This is a genomic window from Arthrobacter zhaoxinii (genome assembly GCF_025244925.1).
GTDB classification, from domain to species: Bacteria; Actinomycetota; Actinomycetes; order Actinomycetales; family Micrococcaceae; genus Arthrobacter_B; species Arthrobacter_B zhaoxinii.
Genome location: NZ_CP104275.1, coordinates 2,389,310 through 2,407,661, shown reverse-complemented (window position 1 = coordinate 2,407,661; position 18,352 = coordinate 2,389,310). Strand labels below are relative to the sequence as shown.

Below are 18,352 nucleotides of genomic sequence, written 5' to 3'. Positions count from 1 at the left end.
GATAGACCCCTAAGATTATCAGCAGCACCGGTGGCCCGTCCTGCACGGCCGAACGCCTCCGGAGTAGGGTGGCGCTATGAAAATGACGAAGTTCACGCACTCCTGTGTCCGGTTCGAGCAGGGCGGGCACGTCCTGGTGCTGGATCCCGGCACCTTTTCCGAAGTTGAAACGGCGCTGAAGGATGCGGACGCCGTCCTGATCACGCACGAGCACGCAGACCACCTGGACCGTCCGCGGGTGCTTGCCGCGATGCAGGAGCAGCCGTCGCTGGAGCTTCACGCCCCGGCGGGCCTCGCGGCACTCCTTCGCAGCGAAGCCCCGCCGGAGGTGGACGGCCGCATCCACGACGTCGAACCCAACACCAGCTTCACCGTTGCCGGGTTCGGCATCCAGTCCTTCGGCGGCCAGCACGCCCTGATCCATCCGCTGATTCCCGTCGTGGCCAACATCGGCTACCTGGTGGAAGGCCGGGTCTACCACCCGGGGGATTCCTTCGTGGTCCCCAACGGCCTGAAGCCGCGGACCGTGCTGGTGCCGATCCACGCACCCTGGTCCAAGGCGGGGGAGGTCATCGACTTCGTTATTGCCACCGGAGCCGAGCGTGCCTACCCCATCCACGAGGGGCTCCTGAACGACCGCGGCCTGGGCATGGTCGAGGGGCACGTGACCCGGTTCGGCAAGATCTACGGCACCGAGTTCCGGCACCTGGACGCCGGGGAAACCGTGGACCTGTAATGGCGGTCCTGATCTCCGCAGCGCAGCTGCACGAACGCCTCCGGTCCCCGCGCCCGCCCGTCCTGCTGGACGTGCGCTGGACCCTGGGCGCCGCCGACGGGAGGGAGAAGTACCTGCGCGGACACCTACCCGGAGCGGTCTACGTGGAGATGGATACCGAACTCTCGGCGCCCGCCGTTCCGGCGGAAGGACGGCATCCGCTGCCGGATCCTGCCGCCTTCGCCGAGGCCGCCCGCGGCTGGGGCCTGAACGACGGCGACACGGTGGTGGTTTACGACGACGCCGCCGGCACCTCCGCGGCCCGTGCCTGGTGGCTGCTGCGGCACGCGGGAGAGAAGGACGTGTTCCTGCTCGACGGCGGCCTCGCCGCGTGGCGTGAGGCCGGACTGCCGCTGGAAAACGGTCCGGTATCACCGGAGCCCGGGACGGCACACCTGTCCTGGGGACACATGCCGGTGGTCGGCCTGCCCGAGGTGTGCCGGGTGGCGGCCGAGGGAACGCTCCTCGATGCGCGGGCGCCGGAACGCTACCGCGGAGAGACAGAACCGGTGGATCCCCGTGCAGGCCATATCCCGGGCGCCGTCAACCGGCCTTCCACCGACAACCTCGCTGCGGACGGTACCTTCCGCAGCCCTGCTGAGCTGCGCGCCTCCTTCGAGGCCCTGGGTGCCCGGCCGGACCGGCCGGTGGCGGCTTACTGCGGATCGGGCATCTTCGCCGCCCACGAGGTGGCAGCCCTGGCGCATGCGGGCATGTCCGCGGCGCTGTATCCGGGCTCCTGGTCGCAGTGGTCCAGCACGCCGGGCACGCCGGCGGCCGTAGGCGCGGATCCGGGCCGGGCCGAAAACCCGCCGCAAAAGGGGTAGCGTCGAATCATGTTTACCGGCCGACCCGTTCCTCCGCCGCTGCGGGCACCCCTGCCCGCCGCCGCATCAAAGGGACAACCTGAAGGAGCACCCATGCCTACACTCTTCACCCGGATCATCAACGGCGAAATTCCCGGACATTTCGTCTGGAAAGACGACGACGCCGTTGCGTTCCTCAGCATCGGTCCGCTCAGCGACGGCCACACCCTGGTGGTTCCGCGCGCGGAGATCAACAAGTGGACGGACGCACCGGTGGACCTGATGCAGAAGCTCACCACGGTGGCCCAGGCCATCGGCCGGGCGCAGGTGTCCGTCTTCGGCTCGGAGCGCGCCGGCCTCAGCATCGCCGGCTTCGAGGTGGACCACCTTCACCTGCACGTCTGGCCTGCCAACTCGCTGCAGGACTTCGACTTCAGCCGGGCCGAATCCAACCCGGATCCCGAGCGGATGGCGGCCAACGCGGAAAAGCTGCGCCAGGGCCTGCGCGACGCCGGGCACGGGGCCTTCGTCCCCGAGGCTTAGGCCGGAGCCAGCGCCGAGTTCAGGGCGGTCCGGATCCGTTTCTCCGAAACGGTCCGGGCCGTTCCCAGTTCCTGCGCAAAGAAGCTGATCCGCAGCTCCTCGATCATCCAGCGGACCTCCGCCAGTTCGGGGGGAGTGCCGCGCCCGGGCGCCAGCGCCGCCACGGCGTCGTCGTACTCGTCCTCGAGACGGTGGATGACGGCCATGGACAGCCCGTCCCGCTGCACGTTGCCCGGCAGTTTCTCCAGGCGGCGTTCAATGCCGGCCAGGTACCGGGGCAGGTGCATCAGCTGCGCGTAGCCCGTGCGGGCCACGAACCCGGGATACACCAGGGCGTCGAGCTGCGCCCGGATGTCATTCAGGGCACTGATCAGGGCCAGCGACGTGGTGCCCTTCAGGGCCTTGCTGATCCGCCGGGTGCTGGCCAGGATCTTCTCCACGATCGCGGTGACGCTGAAGACGGTGTCGATCAGTTCGGCCCGCACGGTTTCATACAGGGCGTCGAACTCGGCCCGCGTCCACGGGAGCTGCTCCGGCGTGAGCTTGTCCACCGCGGCCAGGGTGCAGTCCTCGATCAGCGCAGCCACACTTCCGTGCGGGTTCTGGCTGAAGGTCAGCTTCTCGGTGTTGCTCAGGTGTTCCAGCACATACTTCGCCGGGCTGGGCACACGCAGCACCAACAGCCGGATGACACCGGCACGCATGGCGGCCTGCTGCTCGCCGGCGCTCTGGAAGATCCGCACGCCCGCGGTGCTGCCCTCGTCCACCAGCGCCGGGTATCCGGTCACCGTATGCCCGGCCACCAGCCGCTGCACCTGCTTCTCCAGGGTGCCGATGCTCCACTCGGTCAGCCCGGTCCGTTCCGCCACGGAGGAACCGTTGCCGGCGCCGGAACCGTTGCCGTTGGCGGCAGCCGAGGCCTTGCCCTTGGGGCCCTTGGGTCCGCGCGGCTGCACAGTGGACGGTGTGGCGCCAAGGGATTCCGCGATGGCCCGGCGCGTGGCCGGAGCGAGGGACTCCTGCAGTGCGGCGAGGTCCTTGCCCTCGTCCAGCACCCGGCCGGAGGAATCCACCACGGTGAACGTCATCCGGAGGTGGTCCGGGACGGCATCCCAGTTCCAGGAACCGGGCGGGATGATCGATCCCTTCAGCCGGCGCAGGACCAGTTCCAGGGACGGCTCCAGCTCGTCCGAGGCCGGGTCGAAATCAGCGGCCAGTGCCGCGGCCGCCGAGCGGGCGACGTCGGGCGCCGGAACGAAGTTCTTCCGGATCGCCTTGGGCAGGGACTTGATCAGGGCCGTAATGAGCTCGGCGCGCAGGCCCGGGATCTGCCAGGCAAACGGACCGGGGGTGAGCTGGTTCAGGAACAATACCGGCACTTCCACCGTGACGCCGTCGTTGGCAGTGGGCACGCCGGGAGTGAACTCGTAGGTCAGCGGCAGCTCGAAGGAACCGTAGAAGAAGGACTTCGGGAAGTCCTTCTCGTCGAGTCCCTCGGCGTCGTCGGTGCGCAGCGCGTCCGGATCGAAGTCCAGCAGTGCCGGATCCTCGTGCCGGGCATGCTTCCACCACTTGTCGAAGTGGCGTTCGGAGACAACGTCGGCGCCCACCCGCTCGTCGTAGAACTCGAAGAGGGTTTCGTCATCCACGCGCAGCCCGCGGCGGCGGACCCGGTTCTCCAGCTCCTCAACCTCGGCCAGCAGGGCCTGGTTGCGGTGGAAGAACTTATGGTGGGTACGCCAGTCGCCCTCCACCAGGGCATGCCGGATGAACATTTCGCGGGACAGCACGGGGTCGATGCGGCCGTAGTTGATGCTGCGCTGCGGCACCACCGGAACGCCGTAGAGGGTGACTTTCTCATAGGCCATCACGGCCCCGCGGCTCTTGGACCAGTGCGGTTCGCTGTAGGTGCGCTTCACCAGATGGCCGGCGACGTCCTCCACCCAGAGCGGATCGAACTTCGCCGCCACCCGCGCCCACAGGCGGGAGGTTTCCACCAGCTCGGCAGCCATCACCCAGTCCGGGGACTTCTTGAACAGGGCCGAGCCGGGGAAGACCGCGAAGCGTGTACCGCGGGCTCCGGTGTATTCACGCTTGCGCTGGTCGTAGAGGCCGATGTGGCTGAGCAGTCCGGCCAGCAGGGACATGTGGATTTCCCGGTACTTGCCCACGGGGTCCACCGGCTCGGGGGCAAGCGTGATCCCCAGCGGCTTGGCCAGCTGGCGCAGCTGGGCAAACAGGTCCTGCCATTCGCGGATGCGCAGGAAGTTCAGGAACTCGTTTTTGCACATCCTTCGGAAGGCCGAGGAGGATAGTTCCTTCTGCTTTTCCTCCACATAGCGCCACAGGTTCAGGTACCCGGTGAAATCCGAGTTCTCGTCCACGAACCGCTTGTGCATTTCCGCGGCCTTCTGGGCCCGGGCCGGATCGTCCTTGGAGGGGCGTTCGCGCGGATCCTGGATGGTCAGGGCGGCCGTGAGCACCATGACTTCCTTGGTGCAGCCGCGGTTGCCCGCTTCGACGATCATCCGGCCCAGCCGGGGGTCCACCGGCAGCTGGGAGAGCTTCCGGCCCACCTCGGTGATACCGCCCTGGGGATGCAGGGCACCGAGTTCGCGCAGCAGCACGGCGCCGTCGTTGATTGCCTTGGAATCCGGGGGCTGGACGAACGGGAAATCCGCGACGTCCTTGGGTCCCTTGGCCACGCCCATGGCCGCCATCTGCAGGATCACGGCGGCCAGATTGGTGCGCAGGATTTCGGGATCGGTGAATTCCGGCCGGGACTCGAAGTCCTCCGCCGAGTACAGCCGGATCGCGATGCCGTCGGAGACACGGCCGCAGCGTCCCGAACGCTGGTTGGCCGAAGCCTGGGAGATCCGCTCAATGGGCAGCCGCTGGACCTTGGTCCGGTGCGAATAGCGCGAGATGCGGGCCGTACCGGTATCAATGACGTACTTGATGCCGGGGACGGTCAGGGAGGTCTCGGCCACGTTGGTGGCGAGGATGATCCGCCGGTTGCGGCCGGGGGAGAAGACCTTGTGTTGTTCGGCAAGGGAGAGCCGGGCGAACAGCGGCAGGATCTCGGTGTTGGCCAGCCGCGGGTTGCGGGAGACGGAGGAACGCAGTGCGTCGGCGGCGTCGCGGATTTCCCGTTCGCCGGAGAAGAACACGAGGACGTCGCCGGGTGCCTCGCGGGAGAGCTCGTCGACGGCGTCGCAGACGGCGTCCACCGGGTCCCGGTCCTCTTCGAGCTCGTCCTCGATGCCCTCTTCGTCGCTGCCGCCGTCGGCCGGCTGGTTCAGCGGACGGTAGCGGATCTCCACCGGGAAGGTCCGGCCGGACACCTCGATGATGGGGGCCGGAGTGCCGTTGAGGGCGAAGTGCTCGGCGAACCGCTGCGGATCGATGGTCGCCGAAGTGATGATGACCTTCAGGTCCGGGCGCGTCGGCAGCAGCCGGCGCAGGTACCCGAGGATGAAGTCGATGTTCAGGCTGCGCTCGTGGGCCTCGTCAATGATGATGGTGCTGTATTTCTTCAGCATCGGATCGTGCCGGATTTCCGCCAGCAGGATGCCGTCGGTCATCAGCTTGACCTTCGTCTTCCGGCCGGTTTCCCCGGTAAAGCGGACCTGGAAGCCCACTTCCTCGCCGAGTTCGACGTCGAGCTCGGAGGCGATCCGCTCGGCCACGGTGCGCGCGGCCAGGCGCCGGGGCTGGGTGTGCCCGATCAGCCCGTTTTCGGCCAGACCGAGTTCCAGGCACATCTTCGGAATCTGCGTGGTTTTTCCGGAGCCGGTTTCGCCGGCGATGACGGTGACCTGGTTGGCGGCAATCGCTGCCATGATGTCTTCGCGGCGCTCGGAAACGGGCAGCTGTTCGGGATAGGAAATTGTCAGTGCCATGATTGCCACCAGTCTAGTGGCTTGGCCGGACGGTCTTTCCGGATTCCGCCGTGGGCGGGATTTCGACGGCGTGCTGCAGCAGGGAGGCGGCACGGCGGGCCCGCTCGCGCATTTCCGGGGGGTCGATGATTTCGAAGGGCACGCCCCAGGTGGTCAGGGTGATCAGGGGCAGGTCCAGGGAATCCCAGCCGCCGCGCACGATGGTGTGCCCGGGGCCGTCGGCTTCGACACTGGCTACGTCAGGCGGCACCTGTTCGGCAACCGCAGCCAGCGGGGCGGCCAGCCGCACCACCACGGTATAGCGGTAGGGGTTGCGGGTAATGGATTCCTGGACGTAAACGGCCAGGTCCCGGGCCGGCAGGGGCCGGGGTGTGAACCGCTCGCGCTGCGCGGGCGTGCTGGTGCAGCGGTCCACCCGGAAGGTCCGCCAGTCGGCGCGGTCCAGGTCCCACGCGACGGCGTACCAGCGCCGCCCGGTGCTGACCAGCCGGTAGGGCTCCACCAGGCGCCGGCCGGAGCCGCCGTCGGCCGCGGTGTAACGGAAACTCACCACCCTGTGCTCGGTGATGCCGGCAGAAAACGCGGTGAGGATTTCCGGGTCCACGCCCCCCGGCGGGCCGGACAGGGTGGACACCGACTGCCGCAGGGCCGAAAACTGGGGCCGGAGGCGCCCGGGCAGGACCTGCTCCAGCTTCGCCAGTGCCCGCACCGAGGCTTCCCCGATTCCCGTCACCGGTCCTGTGGCCACCGCGGTGAGGCCCAGTGCGACGGCGAGGGCCTCGTCGTCGTCGAGCAGCAGCGGCGGCAGCTGTGCGCCGGCACCGAGCTGGTAGCCGCCGGCAATGCCCGGGGACGCGGAGATGGGATATCCGAGGGTGCGCAGCTTGCCGATGTCCCGGCGGACCGTCCGTTCGGTGATGGAGAGCCGCTCCGCGAGCGCCGCGCCGGTCCACTCGCGCCTCAGCTGCAGCAGCGAAAGCAGCTGCAGGAGCCGTGCGGATGTCTCCAACATGGAATCCAAGCTACGCGCCCATCAGGACGAAAGCTGTCCTGATGGGGAACTAATCCGGCCGGCCGGGTCAGAATGCCGATCCGTCCCAGGAGCGGTGGGACGGGATGCCGGGCAGATGGCCGTGGCCGTCACGGAGCAGGGAACGGAGGGTGGCTCCGAGGACCAGCGTGAAGAGAGCCGCTGCGGCGAGAATCAGGAGCAAAGTCATCATGACTCCATGCTGGTGCCGGACCAGCAGGAGCATAAGTGGCAGAAATGCCCATTACCGTAGAAATCCTGCCACCGGAGGAGCATGCTGGGGGCATGCTTCAATCCGTGGCGGTCATAGTCCTGGACGGTGTGGCGCCGTTCGAGTTCAGCGTGTTGGTCGAGGTGTTCGGCATCGACCGCTCGCAGCGGGGCGGGGGAGTCCCTGCTTTCGATTTCCGGCTGTGCACTCCGGAGCCCGGCCTGGTGTCCACCAAGACCGGGTTCAGCATCACGGTGGGCGCCGGGCTGGAGGCAGCGGCGGATGCGGACCTTGTGGTGATGGCTCCCGCGGGGGACTACGAGGCGGAAACCGATCCCCGGGTCCTGGAGGTGCTGCGCAGTGCCCTGCTGCGGGGTGCCTGGGTGATGAGCATCTGCACGGGGGCCTTCCGCCTTGCCGAGGCCGGCCTGCTGGACGGACGCCGGGCGACGACCCACTGGATGTACTCGGCGGAGCTGGCAGCCCGTTACCCGGCAATCCAGGTGGATGCCGATGTGCTGTACGTCCAGGACGGGAAGATCATCACCAGTGCGGGTACTGCTGCAGGCATTGACGCGGCCCTGCATCTGGTCCGCGTTGAACTCGGGGCCAAAACCGCCGCGGCCATTGCCCGCGACATGGTGGTACCGCCCCACCGGGACGGCGGACAGGCCCAGTTCATCGACCGGGCCGTGCCGGACGGTGCGTACGGAACCCTGGAGCCGGTGCTGGAATGGCTCGGGGAACATCTGGCGCAGGAGCACAGCGTGAAGGACCTCGCCTCCCGGGCCGCCATGTCACCGCGGACCTTCGCCCGCCGCTTCCGGGCCGAAACCGGCGCCACTCCGGCCGCATGGATCAACGCACAGCGGGTGCTGTATGCGCAGGAACTGCTGGAGGACACGGACCTCACCATTGAAGAGGTGGCACGGGCCGCCGGATTCGGCCAGGCGGAACTGCTGCGCCACCACTTCCACCGGGACGTAGGAGCGAGCCCGGCGGCCTACCGCAGGACCTTCCGCGGCGGGGCTGCGCGGATGTCCCGCTAAGTACCTTCCCGGGGCAACCTTCCGTCCCCTCGTTGCGCCCGTACCGTCCGGTCGGTACCCTCGGCGACAGAGACGCAGCACACAGTCAGTGGGCTGCCGCCACCGGCAGGAGAGACATGACCGAGGTACCAGCACCGTATGACCAGCGCACCGCCGTCGTCACCGGAGCAGGACGCGGGATCGGCGCCGCGGTTGCCCTGCGGCTCGCAGCGGACGGACACCGCGTTGCCGTCCTTGACCTGCGGGAGGAGGACACGGCCGCCACCGTCGAGGCGATCAACAACTCCGGCGGCAAGGCCGTGGGTGTCGGCGCGGACGTAGCCGATGCTGCCGCCGTCGAACAGGCAGTGGCCCGGATTGCCGGGGAGCTCGGCGCGCCCACCATCCTGGTCAACAACGCCGGCATCCTCCGGGACAACCTGCTGTTCAAAATGACGGACACGGACTGGGACGCCGTGATGGGTGTGCACCTGCGCGGGGCGTTCCTCATGAGCCGTGCCGTGCAGGCCCACCAGGTGCAGCAGAAGTGGGGACGCATCATCAACCTGTCCAGCACTTCCGCCCTCGGCAACCGGGGCCAGGCCAACTATGCCGCAGCCAAGGCCGGCATCCAGGGTTTCACCAAGACGCTCGCGATTGAGCTGGGCCGGTACAACGTCACCGTCAACGCGATTGCGCCCGGCTTCATCTCCACCGATATGACGCGGGCGACGGCGGAACGCGTCGGGGTGCCGTTCGAGGACTTCGTGGCACATGCGGCGAAGGAGATTCCCGTGGGCCGGGCCGGGACCCCGGCGGACATTGCCGCTGCGGCGTCCTTCTTCGCCCGGGAGGAGGCCTCGTTCGTTTCCGGACAGGTGCTCTATGTTGCCGGCGGACCGAAGGCCTAGCGGTGGCCCGCTTCAGCTCGGTTGAAAAGCTTGCCGGTGCTGTGGGCCGGGTGGAGACCAGCGAGTGGGTCCTCATTGACCAGGACCGCATCAACCGGTTTGCCGACGCCACCGATGACCACCAGTGGATCCATGTGGACCCCGAACGGGCCGCGAAGGGCCCGTTCGGCGGCACCATCGCGCACGGGTATCTCAGCCTGGCCCTTCTTCCGGCGCTCGCCTCCGGCCGGTTCCGGGTGGACGGCATGGTGATGGGAGTGAACTACGGGCTGGACCGGGTGCGTTTCCCCCATCCCGTGCCGGTGGACAGCCGTGTCCGTGCACGGTCGGAAATCGTGTCGGTTCAGACAGTGCCCCGGGGAGTGCGGGTCACGCTCCTCGTCACCATTGAGATTGAGGGTGTGGAGAAGCCTGCCGCCGTCGCGGAGTCCATTTCGCTGTACGTGTTCGAGTAGCGGCACCCGGCTACGCAACCCGTTGCACACCCCGGCTACAGAACAAGGGCCCGTCCGGTGGGACGGGCCCTCGTTGTGAGCGGCCAGGTTTGGGCTGCAGAGGTTACTCAGGCAGGCCGTCGGCCGGCATGGCCGGCCGTTCCTCGGTGTATTCCTCGACCTCTTCGCCGGTGACGACGTACGGGGTGCCGAAGTAGGACTGCACGCCGTTGTCCACCCGGGTCAGCATGGCTCCGGTGTATCCGCGGTGGCTGTCCTCGCCGAACCCCAGCGGTGTGTGGCCGTTGCCGGTGACGTTCCCGGACTCGAGTGCTTCCATCAGGGACTCGCGGGTGGGGTTCTCCCCGGCTTCCTTCAATGCCTCGACCAAGAGGTAGCCGATGGACATTCCGAAGATCGTGTTGCCGTCAAAAGGTGCTCCGGCGTTGTATTCCTCGTTGATCTCGGAGAACTGTGCGGTCCATTCGTCCTCCGTGTCCGAGTAGGCGGGGAGGTAGTTGGCGCTGACGAAGCCCTGCAGCAGCTTGTTGGTGTTCTCGCCCAGATAGCCGGACAGGGTGTTGAAGTCGCCGCCGGCGGAGGACGCCATCCACTGCGGGAAATACCCGAGTTTCGCGGCGGTCCCCACAGCCTGGGCGCTGAAGCCGTTGATGGTGGCGAGGAAGTTGACCTCGCAGCCGGCTTCCTTCATGGAGCTGATCTGCGCGGCGATATCGGTGTTCGCCGTGGAGTAGACCTGGGCATCTGCGAGCCCGTCTTCCCCGAGCACCGCTTCCAGGCCGGCCTGGAACTCCTCGCCGAAGTCGTCATCCTGGCCGAAGAAGCAGTAGGTCTTGTCCGGGAATTCTTCCTGCGCGTAGGTGGCCAGGATCCGTGATTCGGTGGGGTAGTCCACCATGAAACCGTAGGTGTAGGGGTAGTCCTCCGGCTGGTTCCAGGTGGGGCTGCCGGAGGCAACGAAGAGGTCCGGCACCTCGTTGTCGTTGACGAAATCCAGGACTGCGCTGTGCGGCGGGGTGCCGAGTCCGCCCACCAGGGCAAAGACTTCGTCCTGCAGCACCATTTCGCGGACTGCGGTCTGGGTGTTGGCCGGGTTGTAGCCGTCGTCCTTCACGATGTACTCGATGGTCCGGCCGTTGACGCCGCCGTTGTCATTGACGTAGTCGAAGTACGCCTTGGTGGCCGGCGAAATGGTGGAGTAACCGGCGGCTGCCGGTCCGGTCAGCGGCTGGTGCGTGCCTACCGTGACGGTGGTGTCGGTAATCCCGGGTACATCCTCCGCGGCGGCCTCGCCCCCTTCATCCGGAGCGGCACAGGAGGCCAGGCCGAGGGCTGCAGCTGCAAGGACGGCGGTACCCAGTCGGAGCTTGGAACGGATCATCATTGACCTTTCGGGGTTGCCGGTAGCTGCCCGTGCCGGGCGGGTATCCGGGTTGGTGGTGTTGCTGTTGACGGTGGTGCGGGTTTCGGGGACGAAAGCGGAGGGGAGACGGCACGGGCCGGCCGCAGCCGGCGGCCGATCCGTACCAGCAGGCCCTGGATGCCCTGCGGCGCAAGCAGCACCACGAGGATCAGGACCAGTCCGAAGATGGCCACGGCAAGGTTGCCGTCCAGCCGCTGGGCCAGGTCCGCGGATAGTTCGAGCCGGGCCGTGGCGGTGCTGATCAGGTGCGGCAGCGCAACCAGGAGCAGGGCTCCCCAGACGGCGCCGGTCAGGGAACCGATACCGCCGACGACGGCGGCCATCAGCAGGAACAGGGAGAACACCAGGGAATACGCACCGGGGCTGGCGCTCTGCGTGGTGTAAGCCAGCAGTCCGCCGCCCATGCCCGCCGCGGCCGAGCTGATGACAAACGCGGTGACCTTGGTCCGGGCGGGGTTGATGCCGGCCAGTGCTGCCGCCACGGGGTTGTCCCGTACGGCCCGCAGGTGGCGGCCGAAGCGGCCGTGCAGCAGGTTCGCCAGCAGGGTCAGGACCAGGACGGAGCAGACGACGGCGAGCCACGCCTGCCAGGCCTCGTTCGACACGGTGCCGCGCAGCGCCGTCGGGCGTTTCTCCACGGTGATCCACAGGCCCTGGTCACCGCCGAGCACCGAGGAGAAGGTGCTGGTGACCGCGGGCAGTGCCACGACCAGTGCCATGGTGAAGCCGGCGAGGTAGGGCCCGTGGAGCCGGCCGGCAGCCAGGCCGATGACCAGGCCGAGGACGGCGGCACCGAGGACCGCTGCGGCCAGCGGCACCAGGAGCAGCAGCGTTCCTTCCGTGCCGGCGTCGGCCATCGAATTGGCAGTAAGCGCGTAGCTGTAGGCACCGGCGGCCATGAGGGCTGCCTGTCCGAGGGAGAGCTGGCCGCCGGCGCCCGTCAGCAGGGTGAGTCCGGCAATGCCGCACAGATAGGCGCAGACAGTCGCCAGCTGGTAGGAGGTGAACGAGGGGACGACGAACGTGAGGCCGATCAGGATCACCGCTGCCGCGGCAGCCAGAAGGTACCGCTTCATAACGCTCATACCGTGCGCTCCTTAGCCATTGAGAAGATTCCACCGGGGCGGATCAGCAGCACGGCCAGCAGGAGGACCAGGATGGCGATCGGCGCCAGGGTTGCACCCCAGTAGCCGCTGACCCAGCTGAGCAGCACGCCGACGGCCAGCCCGCCCAGGACGGCGCCGGCGGGGGAGTCCAGACCGCCGATAACGGCCACGGTGAACGCGTAGACAAAGACCGCGTCCGCCGCGTGCGGGTTGAGTCCGAGTTCCGTGGGGATGACCAGCAGGGCGGCGAGTGCCCCGAGGGCCGAGGACATAGCCCAGCCCAGGGTGAGCATCCGCGAGGTCCGCACCCCGAGGAGCCGTGCCAGGTCAGGGGCGAAGGCGGAGGCCCGCAGCCGCAGCCCGAGGGGAGTCTTCGTGAACAGCAGGACCAGGCCGCCCACCAGCACCGCTATGCAGGCGAACACAAAGAGGTCATAGGAGGAGAAGACGGTAATGCCGAAGCTTTCCACCGGGTCCGAGCTGAACGGGGTCACCATGGTCCGGTAGTTGTTTCCGAACACCATGCCCAGGACGGCCTGGATCAGCATCAGCAGTCCCAGACCGGCAATCACCGGGTTCAACGCGGAGCTGTTGCCCACGAAGCGCATCACGCCGCGTTCCACCAGGGCACCGATAAGGAAACCCGCAACAAGGGCAGCGGCGAGTCCTGCCCAGTAGCTGCCGGTGAGTGCGGTGACGGTGAAGGCGATGTAGGTGGCAGCCACTGCCATCGCGCCCTGCGCGAAGTTCACGATCCGGGCTGCACGCCAGATCAGGACCAGCGAAAGCGCGAAGGCCGCGAGGACGGCGCCGCGGGCGAGGCCGTCAAAGGTCAGGAAGAGGAATCTGTCCATTAGAACCCCAGGTAGGTGTGGCGGAGGTCGGTGTCTTCGGCCAGCTCGGCCGCCGGACGTGAGGCGACAACGCGGCCCAGGTTAAGGACGACTCCGTGGTCCGCGACGGCGAGCGCGCTGCGGACGTTCTGCTCGATCAGCAGGACGGTCAGCCCGGTGTCGTCACGGAGGCGGCGGAGCATGCCCAGGATCGATGCCGTCACCTTGGGGGCCAGCCCCAGCGAAGGCTCATCGAGGAGCAGGAGTGCAGGTGCCGCCATCAGGGCCCGTCCCAGCGCCAGCATCTGGCGCTCGCCGCCGGAGAGCTGGTGTCCGGCAGCCTTCCGGCGCCGGGCGAGGGGCTCGAAGAGCTCGTACATCTGGGTGAGCACCTCGGCGGCTGCCCTGCGGTCCTTCCGCCACAGTCCGCCCAGGCGCAGGTTTTCCTCCACTGTCAGTTCGGTGATGACGCCCCGGCCCTCAGGCACCAGCGCGACGCCGTGGCGCACCATGTCCTCGACCGGCACCCGGGTCAGGTCCGTTCCGTCCGTTCCACCCTTTCCGCCGGCTCCGCCGGTGAGGCGGATGCTTCCGGCCGAGGGCCGCAGCTGGCCGGTGATGGTGCGCAGGAGGGTGGTCTTGCCGGCACCGTTGGCTCCGACTACCGCGGTGATGGATCCGTCCGCCACGGCAAGGTCAATGTCATGGAGCACGTGGACGGCTCCGTAGCCGGCGGTGACGCCTTCCAGTACCAGTCCGCCGGTCATGCCACCTCAACCCCTAGATAGGCATCAGCGACGGCGGGATCGGCTCCGATTTCGGCAGGCGTGCCTTCGGCGATCAGGCGGCCGAAATCCAGCACGGCAATGCGGTCGCAGACCTCCATGACCAGGTCCACGTGGTGTTCCACCAGCACCACCGAGCATCCGTCCCCGGGTACGGTGCGGATGATCGCTGCCAGTTCCTCGATGTCGTCGTGGCCCAGTCCGCCGGCCGGTTCATCCAGCAGCAGCAGCTTCGGTTCGCTCACCAGGGCACGGGCCAGGGCCACCTTCTTGCGGATGCCGTAGGGCAGGGTGTCCGGGAGGGCCGGGGCATAGCGGGCGACGCCGAGTGCCTCCAGCGCTTCCATGGCACGTTCTGCGAGCCGGGCTTCTCTCCGGACGGAACCGGGCAGGGCCAGGAGGTCGAGTCCGCTGCGTGAGCCGGCTGCCAACCCTGCCGTGACGTTCTGCAGCACCGTCAGGCCGGGGAACAGGCCGAGCCCCTGCAGGGTGCGTGCCACTCCGGAGCGGGTCAGGCGGTGCGGTTTCGGAGTGAACCCGTGTCCGTCCAGCTGAAGTCTTCCCTCCGCGGGCGGGAAGACTCCGCAGATCACGTTGAAGAGGGTGGTCTTCCCTGCCCCGTTGGGGCCCATGATTCCCACGATTCCGCCGGCCGGGATCTCCAGGGACACGGAATCGAGGGCGGTAAGGCCCCCGAACCGGACCGTGATTCCGTCCAGCCGCAGACGTGGTGGTTCCGACCGGTCGGTATGTTGCTCCTGCATGAGTACTCCATCGTCTCTGCTCTTACCTTGAATACGGCGCGTGGTGCGGTATTGCGGTAGTGCGGGAGGTGCGGTGGTGCGGGTAGTGAAGGAGGTGCGGTGGTGGTTACTTTGCCTGCAGTCCGGCCAGGTAGAGCTCGGTCAGCTGAGCAGCCGCCTGTTCGCGGCTGATCGACCCGCCGGGGGAGTACCAGTACGAGAGATAGTGCGGGTCGGAAAAGAAATTGGCAGCCAGCACGGGGATCGGCAGATCCGTGCGGAAGACGCCGTCGTTCTGGCCGCGAACGAGGAGGGCGGTGAACGTATCGTTGTATTCGCGTCGCCGGCGTTTCACTTCCTCCTGGCGGTCCTCGCTGAGCATGTGCTGGGAGCGGAAGAACACTGATCCTTCGCGGATCCAGTCGATGGACGTCATGACCACGTCCTCGCAGACCAGACGCATGGTTTCAACTGCCGGCAGCCCCCGCCCGATAATCTCGGTCAGGTGCTCGCGCTGCAGCGTCAGGATGCGGTCATAGATGTCGAAGAGCAGGTCATCCTTGGAATTGAAGTAGTGATAGAGCGCCCCCTTCGTCACGCCGGCTGCATCCACGATCTGCTGCACGCTGGTCTTTGCGTAGCCCTGCCGCGCGAAGAGCTCCACGGAAGTCCGTGTGAGTTCTTCCTTGATGTTCAGGGTCTTCATGCGGCTGGTGTCCGGGTTTCTCGTGGTGGAGCCTGAGCCGGTGCGGGAACCGACCGGTTGGTATGTGCGAACACCATAACCCGGGAGGGGGCAGCCCGCGCAAGGGTTTTGCGGAAAGAATTCCGGCGGGGCGTGGAAGTCGGCTCTCGTGGGTTCCGCTACCGTCGTGGGCATGACCTCACCCACATATCCGTCTCTCCCGTTCGTGCCGTCCGCTCCGGATTTCCCCGCCTGGCCCATGCCCGCGTCGGTGCCTGCGGGCATGCGGATGGAGCTGAGCAGGGCACGGCTGCTGGATTCCCGTGAGTCCTTGTTCGACGACTGGATGGCGATGCTGCACTCGCGCTATGACGAATGCCTGGCAACTCTGGGCCGCGAACTGATGGCGCTGGAAGCCACCTTCCTGAACCAGGAAGCGGACGGATCCTGGTGGATGTACCACTTCCAGCTGATGGGGGATGCCAGTCCCGGGCTCGTTCCCGACAACCCGCTGGACCAGGCACATTTGGAGTACGGAAAGAAAACCAAGCATCCGGGGTGGGAGGAGCTGCAGCCGCGGTTTTTCCTTTGCCCGCCAGAGGTGCGTGCCGCCGTCGAGGGCGCTGCCGGTTCCGGGGGTGCGACTGGTGTCGGGGGCGCTGGTGGGGCGGGTGGCGCCGGTGCTTCCGGGGGTGGTGCCGATGGCGCGGGTGGTGCCACTCCCGGGGGTAACGCTGGTGGCGCGGGTGCTACCACGGGTGGCGCGGGTGGGGCCGCTCCCGCGGGCTAGGGGTGGACTGGGCTGCGCGTTACCGTCGCGGACAGCTGACACGCGGACTCGGCGACGTGGAGCCGGCGACTCCGGATAACAACGGGGTAAACAAAAGAACCCCGCACCGACGAATCGGTGTGGGGTTCTTATGGTGTCTCGACGTGCCCTCGATAGGATTCGAACCTACGGCCTGTTGCTCCGGAGGCAACCGCTCTATCCCCTGAGCTACGAGGGCAAGGACACCGGTAAACCGGCAGGTCCTGTGGGACTCAAGAAGCTTAGCAGGTTTCGGCCGGGCGGGGAAAACCCATGTGCAGGCGGACAAGCGGTGCACCTGGTGTGTTCCCCCTGGGCCTTTCCCGAAGCCTTGAACTGCGTCGCCCGAAAAGCGGTTCTGGGTGCCCGTTTATGCGGACAGGTAGTGGCGTGAGAAAGACAGGTATTTAAGGTTTTGCGAGGGGACGTTTTGGGGCTGTTTTTGGCCCGGAAATGTCAGTGCCGGGTGAAATCCTGTGGGTATGGATCAGCTCGGGAACACCGGACGGACAACCGAAGAACCAGCTAGGGAAGACCAGCAGCCAACCGGGCAGACTGGTGAAGCAGATACGCCGCGTGGGGCCTGCTCTTTGTCGGTGTACCGGGCGGAACTGACTGCCGAACCCGTCGGAACTACTGACACGGACACATCCGTTGCCGGGCCAGCTGATTCCGGAGCTCGCACCGCTCCCAAGAAGGACACCGAGGCCGGCACCCCGTCAGCCGACAATCCCATTCCTGAGGGAGGGCCTGCACCTGCCGCCCCTGCCCCTGCCGGAGCTTCAGCCTCCGACCCCGATTCCGGAGCCGCCACAGCGGCCCCTTCCGAGGGTGAAAGCCCTGCCGAAGGATATCCGGACGGTTTTACCGGCGCGCTGGCCCTGCAGAACCTTGAAGCCTTTGACGAGCAGATGGTCGGTGAAGCTCTGTCCCGGATGGCGCATGCGATGTCCTGGGTGCAGGCACAGGAGGCCCGCCTAATCAACCGGATGCAGGAGCTCTTCCAGGACGACAGGTATGCCGCTTCCGAGCGGATCGAACCGGGGCTGGCGTTCACCCTCGCGGCTTCCGAATGTGCAGCCATCCTGAACGTCCCGCAGGTCACTGCCCAGCGCCTGATGTTCGAAGCGGGAATGCTGTGCGGGACCCATGCCGCCACACTGACAGGTCTGGAAGAGGGACGGTTGTCCTACCAGCACGCTCAGGTCGTACTGGATCAGTGCCAAAACGATCCCGCCGAAGAGCTCCCGGAATTCGAAACGGACCTGTTGAAGGCGGCGGAGGGTCAGACCCGGTCCCAGTTCTCCGCCAAGGCCCGACGGCTGCGAGAAAAACAGTATCCGGAGACCATCACCAAGCGGCACTTGACCGCGTTCGAGCAGCGCAAGGTCACCCTGGACCGGGAAGAGGACGGCATGTCCTGTCTCTCCGCCCACCTGCGGGCCGAAGAAGCCCAGCAGATATACACGACGCTCAGCACCGCAGCCCGGGGCGAACAGACCGCCGGGGATTCCCGGTCCACGGACCAGCTGCGTGCGGACATTCTCGCGCAGCTGCTGATGGGTGGCCTCGGCTCAACTCGTGTCAGCAATACATCTGACGGCGATGGCAGAGCAGAGAAGGCAAGCGCCAGCAGGACCGACTGCGATGACGCCGGAGTCGTGCCCCGGGCTGAGCTCATGGTCTTGATCAACGCCGAAACCCTTTTTGGAGTCGACGATCGGCCGGCCGAACTGCACGGTTACGGACCCATCAGCGCTGAAGCGGCCCGCAGGCTGGCCCGAAACGCCGTCGGTTGGACCGGCCTTTCGCAGGATCCACGGTCAGGAGAAATTCTCGGGGTGGGACGACGCAGAAAGGTACCGGCCGGGCTCCGACGCTGGCTGCGCGCAAGGGACGGAACCTGCAGGTTCCCCGGCTGCCGGGTCAGCACCGCGAACGCGGACATTGACCACACCATCGACTGGGCACGAGGCGGTCCCACCGACCACGGAAACCTGGAACACCTCTGCCGCAGGCACCACCGGTTCAAGACACTCGGTTACTGGAAGGCCTCTCAACCCACACCGGGGGTTATCGAGTGGACTTCACCGACCGGACGCGTCTACCGGACAGAACCCTTCCTGGAACTCGGACCACCGGAAACGGCGCAGGACCCGCGAAAGGATCAGGGACGGGCGAACCATAAGGAAACCGAACTCCGGCAGGAAACCGCACCGCCATTCTGACCGCGCCTGACAAACCCATACTGCGCGGCCTTGCCGGAATCCGAGACCGCCATTCTGCTCCGTTCCGCACAGGTGTTCCG

At 67.0% G+C, this 18,352-nt stretch carries 17 protein-coding genes and 1 tRNA gene; 8 read left to right on the top strand and 10 right to left on the bottom strand.

Features of this window, described 5'->3' with window-relative positions; translation table 11 throughout:
- The first annotated feature begins 76 nt into the window (after positions 1-76).
- From N2K95_RS11265 to N2K95_RS11255, 3 genes are all read left to right on the top strand, one after another.
- Positions 77-736, top strand: a complete 660-nt coding sequence (locus N2K95_RS11265; RefSeq protein WP_260651625.1) for an MBL fold metallo-hydrolase — start codon at positions 77-79, stop codon at positions 734-736.
- On the top strand, positions 736-1,602 hold the full coding sequence (locus N2K95_RS11260; RefSeq protein WP_260651624.1) for a sulfurtransferase: 867 nt from the start codon (positions 736-738) through the stop codon (positions 1,600-1,602). The genes N2K95_RS11265 and N2K95_RS11260 overlap by 1 nt, the downstream gene beginning before the upstream one ends.
- 93 nt (positions 1,603-1,695) lie before the next feature.
- Positions 1,696-2,124 carry an HIT family protein gene (locus N2K95_RS11255; protein WP_260651623.1) on the top strand — a complete coding sequence of 143 codons (429 nt, stop codon included), beginning with the start codon at positions 1,696-1,698 and terminating at the stop codon, positions 2,122-2,124.
- Here the strand turns inward: N2K95_RS11255 and hrpA are convergent.
- The 3 genes from hrpA to N2K95_RS11240 form a co-directional block, all read right to left on the bottom strand.
- On the bottom strand, positions 2,121-6,026 hold the full coding sequence (gene hrpA, locus N2K95_RS11250) for an ATP-dependent RNA helicase HrpA (RefSeq protein ID WP_260651622.1): 3,906 nt from the start codon (positions 6,024-6,026) through the stop codon (positions 2,121-2,123). The two genes, N2K95_RS11255 and hrpA, sit on opposite strands and share 4 nt — an antisense overlap.
- A 13-nt stretch (positions 6,027-6,039) precedes the next feature.
- Entirely contained in the window at positions 6,040-7,038 is a 999-nt protein-coding gene (locus N2K95_RS11245) for a helix-turn-helix transcriptional regulator (RefSeq protein ID WP_255790051.1), read from the bottom strand.
- Between the two features lie 67 nt (positions 7,039-7,105).
- Complete coding sequence (locus tag N2K95_RS11240; RefSeq protein WP_260651621.1) at positions 7,106-7,249, bottom strand: hypothetical protein; 144 nt, start codon at positions 7,247-7,249, stop codon at positions 7,106-7,108.
- Positions 7,250-7,341: 92 nt separating this feature from the next.
- Here N2K95_RS11240 and N2K95_RS11235 point away from each other — a divergent pair, with 92 nt between their 5' ends.
- The 3 genes from N2K95_RS11235 (at position 7,342) to N2K95_RS11225 (ending at position 9,661) form a co-directional block, all read left to right on the top strand.
- Positions 7,342-8,316: a GlxA family transcriptional regulator gene (locus N2K95_RS11235; RefSeq protein ID WP_260651620.1), complete on the top strand. Its 975-nt coding sequence runs from the start codon at positions 7,342-7,344 to the stop codon at positions 8,314-8,316.
- Between the two features lie 116 nt (positions 8,317-8,432).
- The gene (fabG, locus tag N2K95_RS11230; RefSeq protein ID WP_255790050.1) at positions 8,433-9,206 is read left to right on the top strand and encodes a 3-oxoacyl-ACP reductase FabG; all 774 of its coding nucleotides are present in this window, start codon (positions 8,433-8,435) and stop codon (positions 9,204-9,206) included.
- 2 nt (positions 9,207-9,208) lie between these two features.
- On the top strand, positions 9,209-9,661 hold the full coding sequence (locus N2K95_RS11225) for a MaoC family dehydratase (protein WP_260651619.1): 453 nt from the start codon (positions 9,209-9,211) through the stop codon (positions 9,659-9,661).
- Positions 9,662-9,764: 103 nt separating this feature from the next.
- On the opposite strand, the gene N2K95_RS11220 is transcribed toward N2K95_RS11225, so the two are convergent.
- The 6 genes from N2K95_RS11220 to N2K95_RS11195 form a co-directional block, all read right to left on the bottom strand.
- Entirely contained in the window at positions 9,765-11,042 is a 1,278-nt protein-coding gene (locus tag N2K95_RS11220) for an ABC transporter substrate-binding protein (RefSeq protein WP_260651618.1), read from the bottom strand.
- Entirely contained in the window at positions 11,042-12,169 is a 1,128-nt protein-coding gene (locus tag N2K95_RS11215; protein ID WP_260651617.1) for a branched-chain amino acid ABC transporter permease, read from the bottom strand. Before N2K95_RS11215 ends, N2K95_RS11220 begins: the two co-directional genes overlap by 1 nt.
- Positions 12,166-13,044 carry a branched-chain amino acid ABC transporter permease gene (locus N2K95_RS11210; protein ID WP_260651616.1) on the bottom strand — a complete coding sequence of 293 codons (879 nt, stop codon included), beginning with the start codon at positions 13,042-13,044 and terminating at the stop codon, positions 12,166-12,168. Before N2K95_RS11210 ends, N2K95_RS11215 begins: the two co-directional genes overlap by 4 nt.
- Positions 13,044-13,790, bottom strand: a complete 747-nt coding sequence (locus N2K95_RS11205) for an ABC transporter ATP-binding protein (protein ID WP_260651615.1) — start codon at positions 13,788-13,790, stop codon at positions 13,044-13,046. The genes N2K95_RS11210 and N2K95_RS11205 overlap by 1 nt, the downstream gene beginning before the upstream one ends.
- Complete coding sequence (locus N2K95_RS11200) at positions 13,787-14,572, bottom strand: ABC transporter ATP-binding protein (RefSeq protein ID WP_260651614.1); 786 nt, start codon at positions 14,570-14,572, stop codon at positions 13,787-13,789. Before N2K95_RS11200 ends, N2K95_RS11205 begins: the two co-directional genes overlap by 4 nt.
- A gap of 106 nt (positions 14,573-14,678) precedes the next feature.
- A complete protein-coding gene (locus N2K95_RS11195) occupies positions 14,679-15,257 on the bottom strand; it encodes a TetR/AcrR family transcriptional regulator (RefSeq protein WP_260651613.1) in 579 nt (192 codons plus the stop codon).
- A 172-nt stretch (positions 15,258-15,429) separates the two neighbouring features.
- Between N2K95_RS11195 and N2K95_RS11190 the strand changes: the two genes are divergently transcribed.
- A complete protein-coding gene (locus N2K95_RS11190; RefSeq protein WP_260651612.1) occupies positions 15,430-16,026 on the top strand; it encodes a DUF6176 family protein in 597 nt (198 codons plus the stop codon).
- 144 nt (positions 16,027-16,170) lie between these two features.
- Here the strand turns inward: N2K95_RS11190 and N2K95_RS11185 are convergent.
- A tRNA-Arg gene (locus N2K95_RS11185) sits at positions 16,171-16,243 on the bottom strand.
- Positions 16,244-16,640: 397 nt separating this feature from the next.
- Between N2K95_RS11185 and N2K95_RS11180 the strand changes: the two genes are divergently transcribed.
- Positions 16,641-18,272, top strand: coding sequence for an HNH endonuclease (locus tag N2K95_RS11180; RefSeq protein ID WP_260651611.1), 1,632 nt, complete (start codon positions 16,641-16,643; stop codon positions 18,270-18,272).
- Positions 18,273-18,352 lie beyond the last annotated feature (80 nt).